This window comes from Iodobacter sp. CM08, from assembly GCF_033446605.1.
In the GTDB taxonomy this organism is placed as follows: domain Bacteria; phylum Pseudomonadota; class Gammaproteobacteria; order Burkholderiales; family Chitinibacteraceae; genus Iodobacter.
Map to the genome: position 1 here is coordinate 35,100 of NZ_JAWQUO010000027.1, position 23,972 is coordinate 59,071.

General features: G+C 49.0%; 23 protein-coding genes. 7 read left to right on the forward strand and 16 right to left on the reverse strand.

Translation table 11 applies throughout. The annotated features are described in order from the left end of the window. Positions 1-223 precede the first annotated feature (223 nt). On the forward strand, positions 224-1,273 hold the full coding sequence (locus R6242_RS15435; protein ID WP_318428412.1) for an extracellular solute-binding protein: 1,050 nt from the start codon (positions 224-226) through the stop codon (positions 1,271-1,273). A gap of 102 nt (positions 1,274-1,375) precedes the next feature. Here R6242_RS15435 and R6242_RS15440 read toward each other — a convergent pair whose 3' ends face one another. The 5 genes from R6242_RS15440 to tsaE form a co-directional block, all read right to left on the reverse strand. Continuing rightward, complete coding sequence (locus tag R6242_RS15440) at positions 1,376-1,501, reverse strand: hypothetical protein (RefSeq protein WP_293931381.1); 126 nt, start codon at positions 1,499-1,501, stop codon at positions 1,376-1,378. A gap of 137 nt (positions 1,502-1,638) precedes the next feature. Beyond that, the gene (locus tag R6242_RS15445) at positions 1,639-2,088 is read right to left on the reverse strand and encodes a DUF1097 domain-containing protein (RefSeq protein WP_318428415.1); all 450 of its coding nucleotides are present in this window, start codon (positions 2,086-2,088) and stop codon (positions 1,639-1,641) included. A gap of 67 nt (positions 2,089-2,155) precedes the next feature. Then, entirely contained in the window at positions 2,156-3,208 is a 1,053-nt protein-coding gene (gene rsgA, locus R6242_RS15450; protein ID WP_318428417.1) for a ribosome small subunit-dependent GTPase A, read from the reverse strand. Positions 3,209-3,527: 319 nt separating this feature from the next. Continuing rightward, a complete protein-coding gene (locus R6242_RS15455; RefSeq protein WP_318428419.1) occupies positions 3,528-4,844 on the reverse strand; it encodes an N-acetylmuramoyl-L-alanine amidase in 1,317 nt (438 codons plus the stop codon). Further along, positions 4,820-5,290, reverse strand: coding sequence for a tRNA (adenosine(37)-N6)-threonylcarbamoyltransferase complex ATPase subunit type 1 TsaE (gene tsaE, locus R6242_RS15460; protein ID WP_318428421.1), 471 nt, complete (start codon positions 5,288-5,290; stop codon positions 4,820-4,822). The genes R6242_RS15455 and tsaE overlap by 25 nt, the downstream gene beginning before the upstream one ends. A gap of 113 nt (positions 5,291-5,403) precedes the next feature. On the opposite strand from tsaE, the gene queG reads away from it, so the two are divergent. Next, positions 5,404-6,477 carry a tRNA epoxyqueuosine(34) reductase QueG gene (gene queG, locus R6242_RS15465; protein WP_318428423.1) on the forward strand — a complete coding sequence of 358 codons (1,074 nt, stop codon included), beginning with the start codon at positions 5,404-5,406 and terminating at the stop codon, positions 6,475-6,477. 256 nt (positions 6,478-6,733) lie between these two features. On the opposite strand, the gene R6242_RS15470 is transcribed toward queG, so the two are convergent. After that, positions 6,734-7,093, reverse strand: coding sequence for a hypothetical protein (locus tag R6242_RS15470; protein WP_318428426.1), 360 nt, complete (start codon positions 7,091-7,093; stop codon positions 6,734-6,736). 275 nt (positions 7,094-7,368) lie between these two features. On the opposite strand from R6242_RS15470, the gene def reads away from it, so the two are divergent. Further along, a complete protein-coding gene (def, locus tag R6242_RS15475; protein WP_318428428.1) occupies positions 7,369-7,893 on the forward strand; it encodes a peptide deformylase in 525 nt (174 codons plus the stop codon). Positions 7,894-7,897: 4 nt separating this feature from the next. Here def and R6242_RS15480 read toward each other — a convergent pair whose 3' ends face one another. Further along, entirely contained in the window at positions 7,898-8,755 is an 858-nt protein-coding gene (locus tag R6242_RS15480) for a DMT family transporter (protein WP_318428429.1), read from the reverse strand. 308 nt (positions 8,756-9,063) lie between these two features. Between R6242_RS15480 and R6242_RS15485 the strand changes: the two genes are divergently transcribed. Next, on the forward strand, positions 9,064-9,429 hold the full coding sequence (locus R6242_RS15485) for a VOC family protein (RefSeq protein WP_318428431.1): 366 nt from the start codon (positions 9,064-9,066) through the stop codon (positions 9,427-9,429). Between the two features lie 81 nt (positions 9,430-9,510). Here R6242_RS15485 and R6242_RS15490 read toward each other — a convergent pair whose 3' ends face one another. Further along, positions 9,511-10,308 carry a head GIN domain-containing protein gene (locus R6242_RS15490; RefSeq protein WP_318428433.1) on the reverse strand — a complete coding sequence of 266 codons (798 nt, stop codon included), beginning with the start codon at positions 10,306-10,308 and terminating at the stop codon, positions 9,511-9,513. A 158-nt stretch (positions 10,309-10,466) separates the two neighbouring features. Beyond that, positions 10,467-10,646 carry a hypothetical protein gene (locus R6242_RS15495; RefSeq protein ID WP_318428436.1) on the reverse strand — a complete coding sequence of 60 codons (180 nt, stop codon included), beginning with the start codon at positions 10,644-10,646 and terminating at the stop codon, positions 10,467-10,469. Between the two features lie 110 nt (positions 10,647-10,756). Here R6242_RS15495 and R6242_RS15500 point away from each other — a divergent pair, with 110 nt between their 5' ends. Next, complete coding sequence (locus R6242_RS15500; RefSeq protein WP_318428438.1) at positions 10,757-11,416, forward strand: HAD-IA family hydrolase; 660 nt, start codon at positions 10,757-10,759, stop codon at positions 11,414-11,416. A 47-nt stretch (positions 11,417-11,463) separates the two neighbouring features. Here the strand turns inward: R6242_RS15500 and R6242_RS15505 are convergent, their stop codons facing one another. Both R6242_RS15505 and R6242_RS15510 read right to left on the reverse strand, forming a co-directional pair. Beyond that, positions 11,464-14,436 (reverse strand): FAD-binding and (Fe-S)-binding domain-containing protein, encoded by a 2,973-nt coding sequence (locus R6242_RS15505; RefSeq protein ID WP_318428442.1) that lies wholly within the window; start codon positions 14,434-14,436, stop codon positions 11,464-11,466. 157 nt (positions 14,437-14,593) lie between these two features. After that, positions 14,594-15,634 (reverse strand): DUF1338 domain-containing protein, encoded by a 1,041-nt coding sequence (locus tag R6242_RS15510; protein WP_318428446.1) that lies wholly within the window; start codon positions 15,632-15,634, stop codon positions 14,594-14,596. 227 nt (positions 15,635-15,861) lie between these two features. On the opposite strand from R6242_RS15510, the gene gcvA reads away from it, so the two are divergent. Further along, positions 15,862-16,746 carry a transcriptional regulator GcvA gene (gcvA, locus tag R6242_RS15515; protein WP_318428449.1) on the forward strand — a complete coding sequence of 295 codons (885 nt, stop codon included), beginning with the start codon at positions 15,862-15,864 and terminating at the stop codon, positions 16,744-16,746. Between the two features lie 153 nt (positions 16,747-16,899). On the opposite strand, the gene astD is transcribed toward gcvA, so the two are convergent. From astD to R6242_RS15540, 5 genes are all read right to left on the reverse strand, one after another. Further along, entirely contained in the window at positions 16,900-18,363 is a 1,464-nt protein-coding gene (astD, locus tag R6242_RS15520; protein WP_318428451.1) for a succinylglutamate-semialdehyde dehydrogenase, read from the reverse strand. A 271-nt stretch (positions 18,364-18,634) separates the two neighbouring features. After that, positions 18,635-19,666: an arginine N-succinyltransferase gene (gene astA, locus R6242_RS15525; RefSeq protein WP_293933316.1), complete on the reverse strand. Its 1,032-nt coding sequence runs from the start codon at positions 19,664-19,666 to the stop codon at positions 18,635-18,637. After that, complete coding sequence (locus tag R6242_RS15530) at positions 19,663-20,688, reverse strand: arginine N-succinyltransferase (RefSeq protein WP_318428456.1); 1,026 nt, start codon at positions 20,686-20,688, stop codon at positions 19,663-19,665. The genes astA and R6242_RS15530 overlap by 4 nt, the downstream gene beginning before the upstream one ends. 196 nt (positions 20,689-20,884) lie before the next feature. Beyond that, a complete protein-coding gene (locus R6242_RS15535) occupies positions 20,885-22,105 on the reverse strand; it encodes an aspartate aminotransferase family protein (RefSeq protein WP_318428458.1) in 1,221 nt (406 codons plus the stop codon). A gap of 236 nt (positions 22,106-22,341) precedes the next feature. Beyond that, positions 22,342-23,295, reverse strand: a complete 954-nt coding sequence (locus R6242_RS15540) for a GlxA family transcriptional regulator (RefSeq protein WP_318428461.1) — start codon at positions 23,293-23,295, stop codon at positions 22,342-22,344. Positions 23,296-23,459: 164 nt separating this feature from the next. Here R6242_RS15540 and R6242_RS15545 point away from each other — a divergent pair, with 164 nt between their 5' ends. Continuing rightward, positions 23,460-23,747 (forward strand): HU family DNA-binding protein, encoded by a 288-nt coding sequence (locus R6242_RS15545; RefSeq protein WP_125971350.1) that lies wholly within the window; start codon positions 23,460-23,462, stop codon positions 23,745-23,747. Positions 23,748-23,972: the final 225 nt, after the last annotated feature.

A 23,972-nucleotide genomic window follows, 5' to 3' on the forward strand; every position in this document is an offset into this window, starting at 1 on the left:
TGCTTAAGCTAGCTTGATGATGATAAAAATATATGCTAAAAACTACGGCGCGTTGCTTAAATAATGAGCCCTGCAATAAAATTAATTCAATGGCGTTTTTCTTGAGTTCCTTAGTTGATCTCTTTATAATAAAAATGTAATAAATGAGATAAGCATTAATCCGCTATCGTGCTTATCTTTTATTTGTAACGGATACAACACCATCTCCCACACTGAGACCAAAATGAAACGCTTTTTTTTGCGTTGTGTACTTCTATTTGCTAGTTTCAGTGCATCCTCTGCGGTTTGGGCTAGCGATGTGCTGCGCGTTTTTGCTTGGCCTGGTTATGCCGATGCCGATTGGGTCAGTGAATTTGAAAAAAGATACGATGCTCATCTTGAAGTTACTTTTGTCGATACCGATGAAGATTTGTGGGAAAAAGTTAAAAAAAATAATGGCGAAAATTTTGATGTTTTGGCCGCAAATACTGCAGAATTAAAACGCTATTATGAGCATAAATGGCTGGCGATTATCAGCCGTAAAAATATCCATAATTCAAATAATCAGTTAAAGCGTTTTAAAATTAACATAAATGATATAAATAGTGATGGTAATTTATATGCTATTCCTTTTGTTTATTCTGAAATGGGCTTGATCTACGATAAAAAACAAATAGATACTCCTCCTGTTTCAATGGCAGAAATGTGGCTGGAAAAATACAAAGGGAAAGTGGTTTTATACGATGGTAGTAATCATAATTTCAGCTTAACTGCCTTGGTGCTTGGTTTTAAAGATCCATTTAATCTATCTCAAGATGAAATGGCTAAAGACGTGAATAAATTACTAGAATTACGTGATCAGCAGCCGCTGTTTTACAATAGCCCAGAAGAAGGGACGGCCGCCTTTGTTAAAAACAAAGCCGCTTTAATGTTTGCTAATTATGGTAAACAGCAGCTTAAATTACTGCGCGCCGCTGGGGCAGATGTTGGCTATGTTATTCCTAAAGAGGGCGCTTTGGCGTGGCTAGATTGTTGGGCGATTAGTGCTAAAACTAAAAATAAAACACTGGCCGAAAAATGGATTAATTTTATGCTAGATAAATCAGTGAGTAATGAATTAACTCAGCGGCAAGGTTTATCTAATACGCTAGCGCATTCTAGTTTAGATGCCAAAGATAGGATAATTTGGATTAAATCTTCAGAGAACTTTGCACTGCGTACTCAATATTGGGAACGTATTCGTGCGGGTAATGCTAGAAACAGCAATAATAGGCCCAAAAAACCAAGCCTTTAATTTTGTTATGGCATGGCGTTCAATATCGAACGCCGCCATATTGGCAATGCCTTTGGCATTGGTATGTGATCAAGACAAAAGGCCGGTAAGAGAGCGCCGCAATTATGTGGCCAACATCGGCACGCTATCACCAGCGTGTTTTTTCATTTGCTTGGCGGCCTTTTTCTCTTTGGCGCTGTGAAGTGGTTGTTTCTTTGATTCCTTAACGGATTGTTTAGACTTGCTCATGGCTATCTATCCTTTTATGCCCCTGCGAACGCACGGTGCATCTTTAGTATAGGCCGATGTAAGAGATATGACGGCTTGTTTTAAGGAAATAGTAGCCTTGTGGATATTTAATATGACGAGTGCGACTCACTGATGGCTCAGCGGGAAAAGTATGTGGCTAGCCATAAGCCGCTGTTTTTCATGGCATAACCAAATAGCAGGCCAACTAAAAGCGATGCACTGACTAGCTGCCAATGGCCATCGCCTGCAAAAGTGGCGCAAGCCCCAATAAAGGTGCCAGGTATAAAGCCTAGCCAGCGCTGCTTGGCCTGTATGCACATTAAAAACGCCACGATGCCCGTTATGACATAGCCCAAAAATTGCGGCACTAAGGGGCTGCCGTGGATAATCACCAGCGCCCAAAATACCCCACTGGCAACGCTAAATAAGCTCAGCAGCAGGCCACGTACCCCGCCTTGTGGGCAGGCAAAATAGGCGGTGCAGCCTAAAAAACCTGCCCAGCTCAGTAGGCCAAAACTAAATGCTAGCCATCCCCATAATCCAGAAAGAATGCCCGTGGTGATGGCAATCATAAGCAGTGCATTCATTGCAAATAGTCAAAAATTAAAGAGGCCGAAGTGTAGCGGATTTTGGCATTTATTCTTTGATAATGATCTAGCTCGCTTTACGCTGTGCTCTGGCATTTTTGCTAATCGTTTTCCACTGGGAGAGCTGAGCGCGTTTTTGCAAGACCGTCATGGTTTCCCGGCTTAACTCCCTTAGTAGTTTATGAAAGCTTTTTAGCCGATCGGGGCTAATGTGGGCGCGTACTGCACAATCTGGTTCGTCCTTGTGTTGACAATCCCTATAGCGGCAATCTACCGCCAGTGTAGTGATATCGGCAAACGCGGCGTAAATCCCTGCTTCATCACTGTCTAGCTGTAGCGTGCGCAAACCCGGCGTATCAATAATGCACACGCCATTTGTGCAATGATGCAGGCTGCGTGAGGTGGTGGTGTGGCGGCCACGGCTATCATCTAGCCGCACCGCGCCAGTATTTTGCACGGCGGTACTGAGCAGGGTATTGGTCAGCGTACTTTTTCCCGCCCCGGATGAGCCAAGTAACACCACCGTTTGCCCCGCCGCCAGCCAAGGATGAAGCGCCTCTCTGGCCGTATCCGCTCGGCCATCGATAGCAAGTAGGCCAAGATGCGCCGGTAAGTGGCTGCGGGCTTGGGCTATTTTTTCTGCGGCTTGTGCCGAGCAATCCGCCTTAGTAAGTACCAAGAGCGGGGTGACTTCGTTAGCTAGGGTGAGAGTGAGATAGCGATCTAAGCGGCGCAGATTAAAATCGTGATCTAGGCCCATTACCAGCAGCGCTACATCAATATTGGCGACTAAGGCTTGCCGATGTCCCTCAATATTGCGGCGGCAGAGGCGGTTTTTTGCGGGCAGGATCTGGGTGATGCGTGCGTCGGCACTTTGAAATAGTACCCAATCACCCACCGCTAGCGTTGCGCCACTTGCATGTAATTGCTGCTGCAGTGCAGGTAATAATTGAGTGGATATTTCATGCTGGCCATCGTGTAGCTGTAGATGATCGCGTTGAATATTAATCACGCGGCCAAGTTGCTGCTGTGGCTGGGGCGTTAAGTTGCTGAGGGTTTGTAAAACGTGCGAATCAAAACCAATAGCACGTAATTGTGCAATATCGATGTTTTCTATCAAGATATAGATATCCAAAAGACGAGATAAGAGCGCGAGTGCTTGCGGGCAAGACGCGGTATTGGTCGGATATCTACAAAAGGATAGAGTTGCTAGCTGATCAGAATCCGACCGTAAGGAAAATAGGCGCAAATGTTTTCATGGCGTTTCCTTAGTCGATGGATGGAAGCTGCAATTTAAGCGTTTAGACTGGTGTGGTCAACAATACTGGGGAAAGCTGTTGCAAACATCATGAAAGCTAGAAATATTGAATGATGCTGGCGCTTATTGCCGTGAGTGAGGGGCAGCACAAAAGGTGGGTATACCACCCACCTTTTGATGCTTAGCTTTGTGCCATTCTGGTTTTTGCCAGCGGTGGATTTTTGGCGAAGTAGCGTTTAATGCCTTTATGCAGCGCGCTGGCCATTTTTTGTTGATAGGCTTCGTCGATCAGCTTTTGTTCTTCTTGCGGGTTTGAAATAAATGCGGTTTCAACCAGAATTGACGGGATGTCCGGTGCTTTAAGTACGGCAAAGCCCGCCAGCTCAACGTTTTGTTTATGTAGGCGGTTGATGCTGCCCAGCTCACCTAGCATAGATTTTGCTAGCTTCATGCTGTCGTTATTAGTGGCTGTTTGGGTTAAGTCCATCAAGGTGTGTGCTAAGGCCTTGTCTTTTATATCGAATTTTACCCCACCAATTAAGTCGGCGTCGTTCTGGGTTTGCGCTAGCCAGCGTGCTGCCGTGCTACTAGCGCCTTTTTCAGAAAGCATAAACACCGATGAGCCATTTGCGTCGGGCCGAGTAAAGGCGTCGGCGTGGATGGAGACAAATAAATCAGCCTGCACGGCGCGGGCTTTTTTAACCCGCACGCCAAGCGGCACAAAAAAATCGCCGTCGCGGGTGAGCACCACGCGTATATTTGGCTCGTTCTCTAATAAGGCTTTGAGCTTTTTAGCAATGGCGAGCACCACGGTTTTTTCATGGTTGCCTCCTGGCCCCACTGCGCCTGGGTCTTCGCCGCCGTGGCCAGGATCGAGCACGACGGTAATCAGCCGGTCTACCTTCATCTTGCTGCGATCCACGCTGCCGTCTTTATTCTCTGGCTCAGGCTTAGTTGCAGCCGGTGGTGGAGTAGGCGGTGCAGGTTTGCTATCTGAATTTTGATCGTCCAAAAACGCCAAGAGCGGGTCATTTTGTGATGCAGGGTAGAGATCAATCACTAAGCGATGCTTGTATTCGCCAACCGGATTGAGGGTGAAAATCTGCGGTTTGATTTCTGCTTTTAAATCTAAGACTAAGCGCACCGTGCCGGGTTTATTGCGCGCTGCACGTAGCTGCTGAATATAGGGATCATCGCCGCCCACTTTGCTAGATAGGCTTTGCAATTCGTTATTGATATCAATGCCTTCCAAATCAACGACCAAGCGCTCAGGGTCCTTAAGCGAAAACTGCTTAAAGGTGAGGGCAACGGTTGATTCGATGGTGACACGGGTATAAGCCTGAGCTGGCCAAACCCGCACCGCCACCACACTGGCAGCAGGCGCTGCAAAACCCAGCGGGGTAACCGCCAGCAGCAGGCTGGCGCTCGCACCACGTAAGATATCGCGGCGGTTTAAGCTGGGGATTGCTAAATCTAAGGGTAAAGACGATTGAGGCATGTTCGGCCTTGCTCACTAAATGCTTGGATATGGGCCAGACGGCCGTCGTGTTCGGGCGTTAAAGTAATGATCCAATCAGGGATTGGCAAGAGACCTTCGGCCTTGTCTGCCCATTCGATCAGGCAGATGGATTGGGCATTAAAGTAGTCTCTAAAGCCAGCATCTTCCCATTCGCTGGAATCATTAAATCTATACAAATCAAAGTGATATAAGTATAAGTTAGAAACAGTATAAGGTTCAACTAGCGTATAGGTGGGGCTTTTTACTCGGCCAGCAAAACCAAGCCCGCGCAATAGGCCACGGCTAAGGGTAGTTTTACCAGCGCCCAAATTACCTTCTAAAAAAATCACCATGGCGGGCGTAACACTTAAGGCTAAACGTGCACCCAATGCCAGTGTGGCTTCCTCATCCGGCAAAAAGCAGCTGAAGTCGGTATCATTATGCATATGGCTCTACATTGATTAGATTATTAAAAAACTGCCGTATATCGGCTTAAGCGATGCACCCGCGTGGGCAAGCTAATCCTCTTTGCTCGCCCTTTATATTTATTAAGTTGATTATGACGATATTGCAGCAATCTTTAGATTACCAAGCGCTTGCCCAGCAAATTAAAGCGTGGGCGCAAGAATTAGGCTTTGCCCGTGCCGGCATCACTGGAATTGATTTAAGCCACGCCGAAGCGGGTTTACAAGAATGGCTAGATGCAGGCTTTCATGGCGAGATGGATTATATGGCAAGGCACGGTATGAAACGTGCTAGACCTCACGAATTACACCCCGGCACTATTTCACTTATTTCTGTTTTCTTGCCTTATTTGCCACCAGGTGCCGCTAATTCGGAAGCTATTTTACTCGATTCCAATAAAGCATACCTTTCTCGTTACGCGTTAGGGCGGGATTATCACAAGGTTTTAAAAGGACGTTTACAGCAGTTGGCTGATAAATTGGCCGCAGAAATCGGCCCATTTGGGCATCGGGTATTTGTTGATTCTGCACCTGTGCTAGAGGTAGAAATTGCAAAGCAAGCAGGCCAAGGTTGGCGGGGTAAACATACTCTATTAATTAACCGTGATTACGGCTCTTATTTTTTTATTGGTGAATTATTTACTGATTTACCGCTACCACCCGATCCACCTCAAGTGGAAGAGCACTGTGGGCGCTGCACGCGCTGCATCACCGCTTGCCCAACTGGCGCGATTGTTGCGCCCTATAAAGTGGATGCGCGGCGCTGTATTTCGTATTTAACTATTGAATTAAAAGGCAGCATCCCCGAAGAATTCCGCCCCATGCTGGGTAATCGCGTATATGGCTGCGATGATTGCCAAATGGTTTGTCCGTGGAATCGCTTTGCGGTAGACACAAAAGAGAGCGATTTTCATGTGCGCCATGGCCTGGATGACGTTACGCTGGTGGAGCTATTTGTCTGGAGCGAGGCAGATTTCAAGCAAAAAATGGCTGGCAGCGCAATTTACCGCATCGGTTACGAGCAGTGGCTTAGAAATATGGCCGTAGGCCTAGGTAACGCGCCTAGCTCACCCGACGTGATTGCCGCTCTGACTAGCCGGCAAGATGACGCAAGTGCTTTAGTCAGAGAACATGTGGGCTGGGCTTTGCAGCAGCACGGCATTGATTGACCTTATTTATGGCTTGGTTTGGGAATGTGTAGGGCGGGTGCAACCCAACCCTATCAACTTAGGCACTCCATGTAGGGTGGGCAAGGTGGTTTATCTTGCCCACGCGGATGCACACAGCGTGGGCAAAAAACGCGCCCACCCTACACATTTTACAAGTCTTTAAGTTGATAGGATTGGGGTGAAACCCGCGAGCGATGTTAAAAAACGCGGGGTGCACCCGTCCTACGATATTTATAATGAGATTGAGCAAGCGGTATCACTTAAATGCATTGATTTTTTTAAGTATTTCTAATCCCTGTTGCTCTTCCTTGCCCCCAGCAGCGATGCAGTTTTCAATTCCGCCATTTTCTAGCCATTTATTTTTACCATCTTGCTGATAAAAAGAGACGTATTTACACTCTTTAATCACCTGATTTAAACCATTTTTAGCGGTGTAATTGACTTTAACAATCATCGCCTTATCAGCGAGTTTACTTTGCCAAATGACATTGCCATTGGTCAACACAAAGCTTTTAGGGTTCTTTAACGTGGTTTTGATGATTTCACTTGCATCATCCACTTCGGAAGAGCCACAAGCCGATAAAAATAACAGTAAAAACAGCGCGGTATATTTCATGGGGATTTTTTCTATTTCAATGAATAAATATTATTTTAACCATAGCGCCAAGCTGGGTTAGCACTTTGATTTTAACAGGGGATGCCTTGCTAGGGGGCTTAATTATATCGATTGATTTGCCTTAGTAGGGCAGGTGAAACTCAGCGTTTTTAGCCGTTGTTCAGGCGGGTTCGAGTATAATTTTGAGATTAAGCTTAATAAACGGGGGCTTAATCAAATAGGCGCTTAGACTAAGCACCAGCACTTGCCACCGGTCTAAACCAAAGGATTCATAAATGGCTATTCGCTCAATTCTAAAAATGGGGCATCCCCTGCTACAGGCGCACGCTTTGCCAGTGGAGGCGTTTGATACGCCAGAGCTGCATGCCTTGCTGGTGGATATGTTCGATACTATGCACGATAGCGGTGGAGTAGGCATTGCTGCGCCGCAGATTGGCGTAAGCCTACAAGTGGTGATTTTTGGCTTTGATGCCAGCTCCCGTTATCCCGATGAGGCCGCAGTGCCGATGACCGTGCTGATAAACCCTGTGCTTACGCCACTGAGCGATGATGTAGTAGAAGGCTGGGAAGGCTGCTTATCTGTGCCAGGTTTACGCGGAGAAGTGCCACGGTTTACCCAGCTACGCTATCAAGGTTTTGATATCTATGGGCAGGCCATTGATCGCAGCGTGAGCGGCTTTCATGCCCGCGTAGTGCAGCATGAATGCGATCATTTAAATGGCATTTTATATCCACAGCGCATCCGTGATTTAAGTCATTTTGGCTATACGGATACGCTGTTCCCTGAGTTGGAAAAATAATTTATTAGGATTTGCTTGGCCATACCGATTTATTAATAAGTAAGGCCAGCAGCATGATGATGCCCCCAATTAATAAGCGGGGTAAATCTTGTTGCTGATGCCAAAATAATAAATTAATCACAATCCCCACGGGGATATGCATATTATTCATCGCACCTAACGTGCCTGCATCCACTTTACACGCGCCTTTATTCCACCAATAAAAGCCCAGTGCGGATGAGATTAAGCCTAAAAAGCCTAAGGTTGCGAATTCTTCAAGATGTTGCGGTAGTTTAGCTGGGTTACCAAAAATTAAATAAGACGGCAGTGCAATCAGTAGCGCGCCTAAAAAGAAATAGCCGAAGCTGGCTGATTGCGGCTGTTGGTCAGGATAGTGCTGGTTTAAATAGCGATAACCCACTTGTCCTGCAGCAAAGGTGATATTGGCCAATTGCAATAATAAGAATCCATTTAAGGCATTAGCATCAATTTGATTGTAGCGAATCACTAATGAGCCTAGTACTGCAATGAAAGCCGCAGATAGAGCGCGTGGATTAAAATGCTTTTGGCATAAATCGTCGAGCAGAGTAATATAAATTGGCGTAAAAATGGTAAATAGCAATACCTCGGCCACGCTTAAAAATTGAAATGATCGATAAAGGCATAGATAGGTAATACCAAATTGCAAGGCTCCCGCAGCCATTGTGCCTAGCTTACGTAGCGTGCTAATGCCGGTCCAGCGGGTAAAGGGCAGAAATACCAGTCCAGCAATGGCAACTCGGCTTAGCACGGCAAAATCGCTATCGACATGGCCAGCTAGAAATACCCCAATCAAATTAAATGATAAGGCCCAAACCACTGTAATAAAGGCGAGATAAGGCAAGGCTAAAATCCAAATAATGGCTGGATGTGCATTTTAACGCTTGTTTGGTGATTTTTTGCGTGATGGCACATTTATCACATAAAAATGGTGCTTATCAACTTAAAGTCATGCCTTTGGAATGCTTGGTTTTTGTAGGGTGGGCAAAGGCGATTTATCTTGCCCACGCGGATGGTTGTAAATAGTTAATCTTGATATGAAATGACCCAATACGGGCGGATAAGCATTCTAGGAAAATATCTGCTGTTGAAATGCGCATTTATACGGGTAATATCGCTGAAGTAATAATTACTTTAGCAAAGGAGGAGGGTATGGATACTTTAGAGGTGGCAGAAATCAAAGCTTTTGTTCCTGCTAAAAACTATGAAGTGTCTAAGCAGTTTTATCAGGATATTGGTTTTACTATGGCATCAGACGCTGGTGGTGTCGCCTATTTTTATACGGGAAGCAGCAGCTTTTTATTGCAAAATTTTTATGTAGAAGAGCATGCCAATCATTTTATGATGCATCTCTTGGTTAAAGATGTATTGGCGTGGCATGCTCATTTAAGTGCGCTAGATTTAGTAGGCAAGTATCAGGTGAAATTAACCGCTGTTGAAGTGCAGCCGTGGAAAATGCAAGATTTTGTGTTGATTGATCCAAGCGGGGTCTTATGGCGAATTGGGCAAAATATTTAAACAGCACATCCCTGTTGTTTGAAAAGGGATGTGCTGTTTCTAGGCTAAAATCGTTGTGCTTAATCCGGCTGTTTAAATACTTTATATTGGAAATGCACCAATTCGTTTTAAAGTGGCCGATCCCATCATCGATAAATGCGTTTGCGGATCACCGTAGTATTGAATATCACCCGAGCCTGCCACGCTGGCACTGAGCTGCTCTTTAGCGGCAACAATCACTTGCCCAGATCCCGCCATGCTTAGCTTCACAATTTTGGCTTTTAATTGCATCGTATCAACTTGGCCAGAGCCGCCCATTGAAATTGTTAATATATTAACATTACCTGCAGATTTAAATGAGCCACTGCCTCCCAGTGAAACATCTAAATCGCTGCTTTGCAGCTCTTGAACTTGCACACTGCCCGAGCCGCCTAAGTTCACACTTACATTACTCACATCTAGCTTGCTTAATTCTACGGTGCCTGAACCCGCAGTATTTATGATTAATTTTTTAGCCGTGAGTGGTTTGGCATAAATAGAGCCAGAACCTGCTAAGTTAATGCTTCTTAGCTCTTTGACGCGCACAATGATATTGAGTGTTTTGGTATTTAAATCAATGCGCTTGTGGCGGATTTTCAGCCCGCCATTTTCTACAACGGTTTCAATGGCGGGAATAATATTATCGTCACTTTCAATCGTAATACTTTCTTGATTGCCTTGAATAATCTCTACCCGCCCCGTTGTTTCACTTTCAATGCGATTAAATGCAGGCAGCATGCGCGTTTGTTTTTCTATATGGCCAGAGCCTTGGATGGTTTTAGTAAATAAAGAAAAAGCATAGGCTGGGTTGAGTTGGATAGTGCAGATCACGAGTACTAGAGCGGGCAGAAGACGTTTCATGCTTTTTCCTTACATTGTTAGTATGGCTAATCTGAAATTGATAGTGGTAATTATGTCATCTAAGTAAGTCATGCATAAGTTTGATGAGATGATCTGCATAAATCAGGGCATAGTGTGTGTATTTTGCGGCACAGAACGCAGCCGCACAGATTCTTAAGTTATGCGGTACTGCTTGCGGTAGCTTTACTGCCGATATAGCGTATTCCTTGAGCGTGTTGGGTAAAGGTCAGCTCAAACTCAGGATGGTAATGCCATTGAAAGGCACAGAGCTGATCTTTGGAGTAGAAATACTGCCAACCTTGCCCATGTGTATTCTCAATCCACTCCCTGACTAACATTGCGTCTACCTGTTCTGATTTTTGAGCTGATTGTAGAAGAAATACAGCCAGATCTGGAACTTTGTAGTAAAAAGATCGGGCAAAATAGTCTTATTTACAGGAGTAGTCAGATGATGTTGTTAAATGCGCAGGCTCTGTTATTTGATATGGATGGCACACTGGTAGATTCATCCAGCAAGGTGGCTGAAGTTTGGTCGGCGTGGTGCCAGCGTCATGCTATTGATTTTGCCACTGTGATGGCCATTCAGCAGGGCGTACGTTCAGAAGACACCATCCGCCGTGTGGCCCCGCATTTAGATTGCATAGCAGAAGGGCGATGGGTGGATCAGTACGAGGCGGATGATTGCACTGGCGTGGTACAAATTTTAGGGGCGGCGCAATTTTTGGTCGCACTTCCAAGGCAGCGTTGGACGGTGGTTACTTCGGCTGGCTTGCAATTAGCCAGCAATCGCTTGAGCCATTGCCAGCTGCCTATTCCTCCACATATCGTTTGTGCAGAAGATGTGAGCGTGGGCAAGCCAGATCCTGAAGCGTATCGCCTTGCGGCCGGCCGCCTTAATTTTGCGCCGCAGGATTGTATCGTTTTTGAAGATGCGCCAGCAGGTATCGCTAGCGCCCTAGCCGCGGGCTGCCAAGTGGTGCAAATAGGTGGTGTGCAAAAGCTACATCCCGATATATTGGCGGTGCTGCAAGATTGGCAAGCACTGAGCGTTGTTTCAACACAAGATGGTTTGTTGCTGAGCTTGGGTGAAGTGGCATTAAGTGACTGAGTGATGGCTGCTATGCCCCACATTAGCAGCCGCCGCTCTCAGCCAAACTATTCGAGCGCGGCTAGCAAGGCCTGCACAGGGTGGCGTAGCGTGGCTTGGTCGATTAGCTTGGCTTGGCAACGGCATGAATAGCCGGTGGCAAGCAGCTTGGATTGATTTGAATTCACCTCAGCGTGTTGCGCCACAATTTTGCCCCAGCTCTGTGCATAAATCTGCTCTGACATCGCTCTATGATCCGCCTCGTGCCCAAACGTGCCCGCCATGCCGCAGCAGCCCGCAGCTTGGGTGGCAAGGGTATGGCCGAGCGCGGTGAAGACTTTATCCCAATCACTATATGCGCTGGCAACATTGGTTTTTTCGCTGCAATGCGGTAGCAGGGTAAAGCTTTGCGCCGTATAGGCGGGTATTGCGGGGCGCTTGGCTAGCGCCTCTACCAGCCATTCTTGTAGCAGGGCGACTTGGGGCGGATTGGCTAGCGTTTTGGCGTATTCGCTGCGGTAAGTCAGCGTCATGGAAGGATCTATCCCCACTAGCGGAATGCCTGAAAGGGCCAGTGCTTGCAGCATCTTGCTATTGTCTGCGGCAAGGCGGGCAAATTGTGGCAAAAAGCCGTGTACATGCAAGGGCTTGCCATTGGGTTTATAGGGGGCGAGCAGCGGGGTGAAGCCAAGCTTTTTGAGTAGCTCAAATACATCCAGCACCAGTTGGGTTTCAAAAAAACTGGTAAAAGCATCTTGCACGATAATCACGGAGCTGGGGGTGTTTGCTGTGTTTGCTGCTGCCAGCGCAAAGCCACGGCGTAGTAAGGTGGCCTGCAGATTAATGCCGCTGAGCTGTGGGCTTTCCACCAGATTAAATTGTTTTTGCAGTTTTTTTGATAAGGGATGGCTCACTAGCGCGTTGTAAAGGCGTGGCATTTTAGCTAGTAGTGGCAGCGTGGCTTCTAGGCTGGCCACCAGATAATCTTTGGCGGGGCGCAGATAGCGGCCGTAATAAAGATGCATAAATTGCGAGCGCAGCGCCGGAATATCCACCTTCACAGGGCATTGCCCCGCACAGGATTTACACGCTAGGCAGCCGTTCATGGCCTCCATCACTTCGGCTGAAAAATCGCCTTTTTTATTCAGGCTATTGATCAGGCGGCGTGGCCAGCTGGCAGGCTGAGCCTTGCTTGGGTCTACGCCTTTTTCCGCGAGTTGGCGCAGCCATTCACGCATTAAAGACGCACGCCCTTTGGGTGAATGGCGGCGCTGGCGAGTGGCTTTCCACGATGGGCACATGGCGTCGTCGGGGTCGAAGTTATAACAAGCACCGTTGCCATTACAGTGCAATGCCCCCTCATAATCCTTGCGGATATGAATAGGGATTTGCCGGTCGTACTGGCCGCGGGTTGGCACGGCGTCAATTTTAAGCAGCGCCTCATCGGCCGAGGGCGTGGCGATTTTGCCAGGGTTGAGCTGGTTATGCGGATCGAACACCTGCTTGATCTGCTGTATGCAGGGATAGAGCTTGCCAAAAAAAGCCGGTGCATATTCGCTGCGCAGCCCCTTGCCGTGCTCGCCCCACAATACGCCATGATATTTCTGCGTGAGCGCCGCTACGCCATCACTGATCTGACGCACCAAGGCCAGGGAGTTGGGATCTTTCATATCGATGGCGGGGCGAACGTGCAGCACGCCCGCATCCACATGGCCAAACATGCCATAAAACAGCCCGTGAGCATCCAGCAATGCACGAAATTCGGCAATATAATCGGCAAGGTGCTCGGGCGGAACGGCGGTGTCTTCTACAAAAGGAATCGGGCGGGCTTCTCCCGCTCTATTGGCTAACAGCCCAACAGATTTTTTACGCATCCCCCAGATGCGTTTAACCGCCGCATCGCCACGCGCCACGGTAAAGCGCTTATGGCCCAAGCCTTGTTCGATACGGGCGATTTGGGCGGATAGATCGGCCTCATCGTCGCTCAGTACTTCAAGTAAATTAATCCCCAGCGCAGGCTCGCCGTCTTCAGGAAAAAAACCAGCAATGCCTTGCCAGATCAGATCGTCTTTGGCGAGCTGCAAGATGGTGGAATCCACCGTCTCGATCGAAGCCGCGCCCAGCGCCATCAGCTTGGGCGCATCGCGCAGCGCAGCATCAAAGCTTAAGTAGCGGATATTAATCAGCGCGCTGTATTTGGGCAGCGGCAGCACATTGAGCTTGGCTTCTATAATCAGCCCTAGCGTGCCTTCGGATCCGCACAAAATAGCGTTCAGATCAAACTGGCCGTCGTTATTTCTGATGTGGGCTAAGTCGTAGCCGGTGAGGCAGCGGTTTAGCTTGGGAAAGGTGGTGCTGATTTGCTCGCTATGATCTTTATAAATTTGCGCAATCAGCCCGTGTACATGGCCGACTGTATTATCCTGCTCGCAAATTTGCAGCAGCAGCTCATCGTTTATGGGCTGCGAGTGCCAGAGCGTGCCGTCGAGTAAAACCGTCGCCAGCTCTAACACATGATCTCGTGTTTTGCCGTAAAGGCAGGAGCCTTGGCCGCTGGCATCGGTATTAATCATGCCGCCAATGGTGGCGCGGTTAGAGGTGGATAATTCAGGGGCAAAAAATAGCCCGTGCTTAGCTAGCTCACGGTTTAGCTGATCTTTAACCACGCCGCTTTCTACCCGCACCCAGCGCTCAGCCGCGTTGATTTCCAGAATGGTATTCATATTCTTGGATAGATCGATTACCAGCCCATCGCCCAAAGACTGCCCATTGGTGCCTGTGCCACCACCCCGAGGGTAAAGCTTAATGCTGTGGAATCTTGGCTCGCTGGCCAGTTTGACCACACGGATCACATCGTCTTGATGCTTGGGGAAAACCACGGCCTGCGGTAAAAGCTGGTAGATGGAGTTATCCGTGGCCAGCACGGTGCGATCCGCCAGCGCCGCGCTGATCTCCCCAGCAAAGCCGCGCAAACGCAGCTCGGCGATAAAATCGAGGTAGATAGAGGTTGGTGCGGGAGTTTTGCTGAGGCGAGGGATCATGGCTTTAGGCGGGGGAGGTGATGAATGTAGGGGCACGGCATGCCGTGCCTATCTTAGGGGAAATGAGGGTGAGCAAGGGGGTTTATCTTGCCCACGCGGCAAAGCATTGACGCGTGGGCACAAAAACGTGCCCACCCTACATAAGGTTTTTTAGCGATTAACTTGCCGCGGTCATCTTAAAAATCCCCTGAGCGTTCGATGCATCAAAGCGCAGATCTAGCTGCTCGCTATCGGGTAGTTTATCGCGGCTGATAAATTCGTAAAAGGAGCCAGGTACAGTGCGGGTGATGGGGTGATTTTTTTCATCAAGGAAAACACGCTGCACCATGGCGGCTTTAAGTGCGGTTTGCCTGACCGCGCCAGAGCCAGAGATTTCTACGCTGTCTTTAATGGGATAGCCTTTTGCCCGCAATTCGTCGGCCAGCTCTATCACATGAGGCACACGGTCGGTGGCGTGGTTAAAGCGGTTGCCTTCGGTGCTTATCCACGCCATTTCTGCGGATTCGGCTAGTACGGTTTCGTAATCCACTAAATGTGGCGCTTCGTGTTGCACATCAAAACAGCCAACTAAGGCAGGCAGCAAGACGGCTGCGTCATCAAAGCTTAATTCTTTTTGGCTGGCTAATTGCACCAGTAGGCTGTGGTGCTGTGGCCCTAAGGGATCGCGTGATTTATGTACGATCCGTTCGGCAGCGACTTGAAAGTTAATAGAAAACTGATCAACGTGTAGCTCAGATACAAAAAACTGCGAAATGACTTCAGGCAAATCAAGATGGCAGTAAGCACGGCCGGTCATCTTTAGTTTTTTAAGTGGATAAACATGGGCTACAGCAAAACCCAGAGGCTCTAAGATCCGTTTAAATGCTTGCTGGCCATGCGGTAAAGCACCGGTACGCGCCGCATCTACTGTGCGCAGCGCGCCGTGATCAAACACCACTTTGCATCCTGCGGCTAGTTTTTCTGCCACATAACGTGCGCCTTCTGGCACAGCGCTTAGGTTTTGTGCAAACAGCATCATATTCATGGCTTGCGCCAGTACCGCGCGGCTTACTTGATTGCTGGTGGGGCCAAGTAGGCGTGGATCGACTTCAATCATGGCAAAGAGTTGCTGGGTCTTGGCTGTGCCCGCAACCCGCAGCAGCAATTGCCCTAGCTGCGTGGTTTCGATGGCGGTGGTATCAAAAGAAGTGCGATCCATTTTGCTAATACCCTTTAATTTGAAAAAAGAATGGTGGGGCTTTACCCCCTCTTCCCCAGCCCCTCTCCCACAAGGGGAGAAGGGGGATTCAGCAGGTCATATTTATTACTCGTAGGGGCACGGCATGGCGTGTCTTTTACGTTTTAATCTATGTTTTAGTCTGTGACGATTTGCGTTTAGGTTCAAGCGATGTATTCTTACTACTTCATTCCAAAAAGTCATGAACTATGCGGCGTATTCTTCCTTCCTTAGGTGCTTTACAGTGCTTTGATGCTGCGGCTCGCCAGCTTAGCTTTACCCGTGCAGCCGAAGAACTCAACGTCACTCAGAGCGCAGTTAGCCGGCAAATCCGCTTATTAGAAGAGTTTTTGGGACGCGCGCTTTTTCATAGGATTAAACAACGTTTAGTTCTGACCGAGGCAGGGGAAGCTTATGCGCGGGATATTCGAGATGTATTAGATAAGGCCGAGGCTGCCACGCTGGCTCTGATGGCGTATAGCGGCACCAGTGGCGCGCTTAATTTGGCGATTTTGCCTACTTTTGGCTCGCGCTGGTTAGTGCCAAGGCTGGGTAGCTTTACTCGGCGCTATCCAGAGATTCAGCTGAATTTACTCACCCGCCTAAAGCCCTTTGATTTTGCTAAAGAAGAAATCGATGTGGCGATCCATTTTGGCGATACTTCTTGGCCAGGGGTGGAATATCACTGGTTGATGGACGAGGAAACCGTCCCCGTTTGCGCCCCCAGCCTATTGGCAGGCCGTGTTTTAACTGGTCCCGCTGATTTGGCAGATTTTACATTATTGCAACAAACCACCCGCCCACAAGCATGGGCCGATTGGTTTGAGGCGGTGGGTGGGCAAGCCAAAAACACCGGCAAAGGCCCAAGGTTTGAGCAGTTTTATATGGTGATTCAAGCTGCATTGGCTGGGCTAGGCATGGCGGTATTGCCGTTGTTTTTAGTGCAAGAAGAGCTAGCCAGTGGGCGGCTTGTGGTGGCTATTGATCATCCAGTAAAAAGCCGAAATGCTTATTACCTAGTTCACCCCAAAAGCAAACACGATGCCTATCCGGTACAAGTGTTTAGGGATTGGATATTGGGGGAGTGTGAATGAACGCCAAAGACCAGTTAAAACTAAAGAATGGAGCCGCAGGGTTTATTTTAGGCAAAAAAAATGACCGTTCGCCCTAGGGAAAACGGTCATTTTGCTGCTTACGTGTGGGTCGGCTTACTATAAAAGCTGAAGTAAGCCGTATGAGTGGATGCCTTATAAACTTATTCCAGGTGACAACTGAGCGGGCAGCACTAGGCTGGCCGATTCGATGGATGCCATTGGTGTGGCGCAGTAGTCGGCGGCGTAATAGGCACTTGGGCGGTGGTTACCTGATTTACCAGTGCCGCCAAATGGCGCGGCAGAGGATGCGCCATTGGTTGGACGGTTCCAGTTCACGACGCCTGCGTCGATCTCGGTTTTAAACTCTTCCCATAGCGCGGCATCATCTGCCAAGAGGCCAGCAGAGAGGCCGTAGGCCGTATCGTTGGCAACTTCAATCGCCTTGGCAAAGTCGTGGTAGCGAATAATTTGCGTCAGTGGGCCAAAGTATTCTTCGTCTGGCAGGCTGGCCACGCTTGTCACGTCCAGAATGGCTGGGGTCACAAAGGCGTTGCTTGGGTCAGCGTGTTGCATTTTCAGCAGCGGCATAGCGCCAAGGGTGATCAGTTTGTCTTGTGCAGCCATCAGCTGGCGTGCGGCGGTTAAAGAGATCACTGAGCCCATAAAAGGCTGCTCGGCGGCGTCAAAATGGCCGATAGATAATTTGCCAGCCACTTCAATCAGGCGGGCCAGGAAGCGATCACCAAATTCACCGTGCGGCACTAGAATGCGGCGCGAGCAGGTGCAGCGTTGGCCAGCGGATAAAAACGCCGATTGAATAGTGTGGTGTACCGCCGCATCCAGCGCTTCGGTTGGGGCAATAATCAGCGGGTTATTGCCGCCCATTTCTAGCGCCAGCATAAAGTCAGGCCGGCCAGCAAATTGCTTGTGCAGTGCCACGCCGGTGCCAGAGCTGCCGGTAAATAGCAGGCCGTTCAGATCGTCGTGTTTGGCCAGCGCAATGCCGGTTTCTTTTTCACCTTGCAGCAGTGCCATTACACCGGCAGGCAGGCCAGCGGCTTGCCAAAGTTTGACGGTTTTTTCGGCCACCAGCGGCGCTTGCTCAGATGGCTTAAATACAATGCAATTGCCCGCCAACAGCGCTGGAACAATATGGCCGTTGGGCAAGTGGCCGGGAAAGTTATAAGGGCCGTATACCGCCACAATACCGTGTGGGCGATGGCGCAAAACGGCGTTGCCATCAGGCGTGGCGCTGCTGCGCTCACCCGTGCGCTCAGCATGGGCGCGGATAGAAATCTCAATCTTGCCCACCATCGCCGCCACTTCCTGACGCGATTCCCATAGCGGCTTACCGGTTTCAAAGCCAATGACGTGGGCAAGCTCTTCTTTGTGCTCACCCAGCAGCTCACCAAAGCGGCGCACGATAGCGATGCGATCTTCTAGCGTAGTGCGTTTCCAAGTAGGGAAGGCGGTGCGGGCAGCGCTCATGGCAAGCTCAACATCTGCAGCGCTAGCGCTCTTACCCTGCCAGACCACGGCATTACTCGCTGGATTGGTAGAAATTAATTCACTACCCGTGCCATCTTGCCATTGGTCATTAATAAACAATTGAGCCATGTTGCTGTCCTTTAAGATATTTGCTGATTCAAAATTTAAATCCAAATCTTTAACCACGGAGAGCACAGAGAACACGGAGTTACACGGAGAAACCCTAAGGAGTCATTGCCGTCATCCCCGAGCGTTTTTGTTGGGGATCCAGCGTAAATGCAGGATTTTCGACCGAGCGGAAATGATAAGTGTGATTTAGCTAAGTTACTTGTTTCTCTCCGTGGCCCTCCGTGTTCTCCTTTTCCTCCGTGGTTCAAGATTTGGGTTTCGATCTTTGCTGCTACACTACTCTTCGTGGATAAGCTTCCATCATTCTGACTTGATCCCCTGTGCTTACTTGCAATGCCTTGGCTTCTGCTGGGGTCAGCATAATCAGGCCTTGCTCTGGCGCGGTATAGATTAGCCCAGTGCGGAATTTCTTTAACTGGCTGGTGGCAATTAAATGCGGTGCCGATGGTGCTTTTTTTGTGTCGCTGATCACCACACTGCATAGCCCACTTTCTCGCATCACACGCAGGCTGTCGATACGGGCTTCTAGCACGGGGCCTGCTTCAAAGATGTCAATATGCCGCTCTAGGCGTAAGCCTTCGCTTTCTAATAGATGACGGGCAGGGGTGGTATCTTTGTGTGTGGCCCCAATACAGGCTTTGGCATCGTCCGGCAAAAAGTCGATATACACCGGAAAACGTGGCATCAGTTCGGCAAGGAATGATTTTTTACCAAGCGACACCAGCCGGTCTGCTTCGTGAAAATCGATGCGGTAAAAATGGCTGCCCAGCGCACGCCAGAAAGGCGAGTCGCCATTTTCGTCAAATACCCCGCGCATTTCGGCGCAGACGCGCTCGCCAAAGCGCTCGGCAAATTGCGCCAAAAACATAAAGCGAGATTTAGACAGCAGCGCACCATTGCAGTTCACACGGTGTAGCGGGTCTAGGAATAGCGAGCATAGCTCGGTATAGCCGGTGAGATCGTGCGAGATGGTGAGCTTATCCATCTTGCTCCAGATATGCATTTCGCGGCTGGCATAAACCGAGGTATCGATGCGGTAGGTGTAAAACGGTTGCTCTAGCCCCACTGCGGTTTCGATGCCACAGACCCCCACAATTTCGCCAGTGTCGGTTTCCTCCATTAAGAATAGGTAGCCTTGGTCGGCGATGGCTGCGCTGCCTTCGATGGTGCGACGAACACGATCGATACGCGCGGCCTGTGCACCAGGATCAGGCTTGAGTGTGGTCATGCCGGGGCCAGCTTTATGCGCTAGCTCGACCAGTTTATCTACGTCACTAAACTGACAGAGGCGGACAATTTTCATAATACGGCCCCTGAGTGGTTAAGTTTTATACAGCGCACATCGCTGCCGGTGCTGATTTCTAGTGCCGTAGCTAGCGCGGTTGGTAGTGCAATATCGTGGCTGAGTTGTTTGGGTAGGTGGGTTTTGATGCAGCGAAACTCGCTGGCCGATGTATTGCAAACCAGATAGCTGGCCGTGCCGTGTACATCGGATGTGTAGGCTAAATGATGTAAGGCGCTGTGGCGTAGCGAATAACAGGCATCCAGCGTATTGGTGAGCACTGGACCACCGTCAAAAATATCGATAAAGCGATCTGGCTCAAAGCCTTCATCCAGATGGCATTGATAAGGCAGGCGTGATCCGGGATGTGGCTCGCCCATTACGCGCTGGGCATCAATCGACAGCAGCGGTACATAAAGCGGATCAACCGGCATCACTTCAGCAATAAAGCCACGGCTGCGTCCGCCTGATTCGATCTCCATTTCAGCAAAATCACGTCGAGTAAATTTGCGCCCTACGCTATCCCAAAATGGTGAGTTGCCTTCTGCATCGGCTATGCCAGGTAGCACCGAGAAAATCTCTTTACAAAAACGCTGGCGGTGCTGAGCAATAAATAAGAGGCGCGCACGCGATAGTAGATCGGCATAGGCGGCTTTTTCTGGCTCGATATAAAAACCAGTCAGCCGCGTACAGCTGGTGAGTTCATGCGACATCACCAAGGCGTGAATACGATGATTCACATGTAGCTCACGCGAGGCGTGAACCACTACTTCATTGCGAAAAGCATAAAAAGGCTCGTGTTGCCCAGCAAGGGCAACGATGCTGGCGGAGCCATACAACACGCCATCTTCTTCTAGTACAAATAAATAGCTTTCTTCGCCAGGGTAGTCGATCTCGTTTTGCAGGGAGTCAATCGAGCGCAAAATCAGCTCTTGCAGGCGGGTACGATCCGGCGGCAGCGAATGCAAAATCGGCCCCTTAGAGCGCGCCATGCGTTCCAATTGATCAAGGTCGGACAGTTTTCCTGGTCTTACGATAAGCATAGGGGCGATCCGAATGGAGATGGATGGGGAGCTTAAAACCCAAATCTTGAACCACGGAGTTTGGGAGGGCACGGAGTAGCACGGAGAAAACCGTTAGGCATTACATGCCTCTGTTGAATTTGTTGTTCTCCGTGAAACTCCGTGTTCTCTGTGTCCTCCGTGGTTTAAGAAGTGGGTTTTAGTGTGTTTATTAAATCTAAGCCGCCACAGTCGCCGGTATCAGCTCAGCAATCACCGCCTCTAAGCGGCGCAGGCCTTCTGCCAGATCGGCTTCTGAAATCACTAAAGACGGCAGCAGACGCAGCACATTCGGGCCAGCCATGAGCAGCACAACGCCGTGCTTTGCACCAAGCGTCACCACATCTTTGGCGCGGCCTTGCAATACTGGGGCCAGCTCGGCTCCAATCAATAAGCCGCTGCCGCGAATTTCTTTAAATACGCCATGCTTGGCATTGATCTTATTTAAGCCATCCACAAATAGCTTATTGCGGTGTTTTACGCCATCTAATACGGCAGGCGTATTAATCAGCTCAATGACTTTGTCGGCGACGGCGGTGACCAGCGGATTGCCACCATAAGTAGAGCCGTGAGTACCCACGATAAAGGATTTAGAAATCGCTTCGGTGGTCAGCATCGCGCCAATTGGCAGGCCATTGCCCAGAGCCTTGGCCGAGGTCAAAATATCCGGTGTTACGCCGTAGTGCATATAAGCATAGAGCGAGCCGGAGCGGCCCACACCAATTTGCACTTCATCAAAAATCAGCAAGGCATTGTGTTTGTCGCAAAGCGCACGCAGGCCAGTGAGGTAAGCTTGCGTTGCTGGGATTACGCCGCCTTCGCCTTGCACCGGTTCTACAATCACCGCGCAGGTTTTGTCGCTGATCATGGCTTCAATCGCGGCCAGGTCATTAAACGGCACATGGCTGATACCCGCTGGGATAGGGCCAAATCCTTCTGCATACTTAGGTTGGCCACCCACGGATACGGTAAACAGGGTGCGGCCATGAAAAGATTGGGTGCAGGAAATAATCTGATCTTTATCACTAGAAAAATGATCGACTGCATAGCGGCGGGCCAGTTTCAGCGCGGCTTCGTTGGCTTCTGCACCAGAGTTACAAAAAAATACGCGCTCAGCAAAAGTGGCATCAATCAGGCGTTGGGCCAGTCGCAGTGCTGGCTCATTGGTAAAACCATTGGATAAATGCCAGAGTTTATCGGCCTGATCGTGCAGTACAGCAGTCAGCTCAGGGTGTAAATGCCCAAGGCTGGTAACGGCAATACCACTGGAAAAATCCACATACTCGCGGCCTTCTTGATCCCATAGGCGGGACGCAAGACCTTTAACTGGAATAAAGGGCGCAGGGGCGTAGTTAGGAACCATTACTTGATCAAATGTAGCGCGATTGACTGTAGACATTGCGTAGATCCTGCATGCGGGAGAGAGTGCATCCAGTGTAGAGCGGCCGCCCTTAATGAATCTTCTATAAATGCGACATAAAGCTATAGCTTTACACCTTTAATACTTAGGGATATCGGTAGGGGTCGTATCTCCCTAGCCTGGGGCGAGGTTATGTCAGGTCCAAATATGCTTATTGCATTCATTATGGGCGATGTTTTTCCATACTTAAGGGCACGGCATGCCATGTCTAAAACTTACCCGTTACGCTCCTCTCTAGGAGATATTCCAAAGTGAGCACGGTAAGCGGTAGCGAAATGCGCGCCAGAAGAAAAGCCGCAAGATAGTCCAATCTGTACCACGGAAATCCCCGTGCGCTGCAATAGCGTACGGGCACGCTCTAAGCGCAATTGCATATAGTGACGTGCGGGCAGGGTATCTAAGTGCTGTTTAAATAATCGCTCCAGTTGGCGGCGGGATAGGCCAACGTGCTGGGCGAGTGTATCGCTGCTGATGGGTTCTTCTAAATTGGCCTCCATTAATTGCAGAACGGTGCTCAACTTAGGCTGGCGCTGGCCAAGTTGTAGGCCATGTGAAGCACGCTGGCGAGTCTCTGTACTGCGCAAGTGTTCAATACACAGCGCTTCAGCAATCTGCTCCGCTAGCCCAAGTCCTTGTTGTTGGCTAACAAAATGCAGCATGGCATCTAAAGTAGCTGCTCCTGCGCCGCAGCTAAAGTATTTACGGTCAAATTCAAATAAATTTTGCGTACAAATTACTCTAGGAAACGACGCGGAGAAATTGCCAAGATCGGGCCAGCGCAAAGTTGCCCTATGCTGATCCAGCACGCCACAAGCCGCTAGCCACCAAGCACCGCAATCGATAGCCCCAGTCTGAGTCACATTTTGTAGTAAAGGTTTTAGTAGCGATAAGCGCGGGTCATGAGCAAATGGTGGCGTTTGGGCTAGCACCAGTAGCACATCAAAAGGTTGAGCTCTCGTGAGTGCGGGCAGTTGAGGGTAGTGCCCACCCGTTGCCAATGCAAGAGCCGCCCCATCAAGTGAGTAATAATTAACTTTATATAAAGCTTCATCACTCAGCGTATTGGCCAAGCCAAGTATGGCATCAATGCTTGCGATGCTAAGCAGTGGTGCTGGTGGTAGCAGCAGCACTGCGATTTGAATAGGAACGGGGTTTTGTATAAGGCTCATTTACTTATTTTTTCAGTAATTAGCCATAATCGCAATTGGCATTGTGCCTAGTAGTGTTGCAGCAAAGTCTAATAATTAAACCACCTCTTAACTTCAAACAGACACGAAGTAATAATGGCTGGCACAATGTATTCTAAATTATTTTAAATATCTGGAATTTCATAATGAATAAGCGAGAACTCATCGAAGCGGTACTAAGGGTTGCAGAATACGAGTTACCAGGTATTTCTAAGAAAGCAGTAGAAGCCACTTTAGAGGCGCTTGGTGATGTAACGGGCGCAACGCTAAAGGGCGGTGGTGAAGTGACTTTGCCAGGCATTGGCAAACTAGCTGTAAAACACCGTGATGCTCGGGTTGGTCGTAACCCACGCACTGGCGAGCCAGTACAGATTCCTGCAAAAAAAGCGCTGAAATATACCCCGCTGAAAGCAATTAAAGATGCTGTTGCTTAAGTGCTTCGATAGATGTTGCTGATTGATTCATTACAAATCAAGCTCTTATCGGCTTTCTTTGCATATATATCAAGCAAGGTGTTGACCTAAGCAGCCAAGGCCCGTATATTTCGGCCTCTCGCTGCAGCACACACAGCCACACAGTGATGTCACAGCGAGACGATCTTTAACAAAATACAGTCGATGAGTGTGAGTGCTTGGTTCGGAAGCGAAACAAGTGCTTGC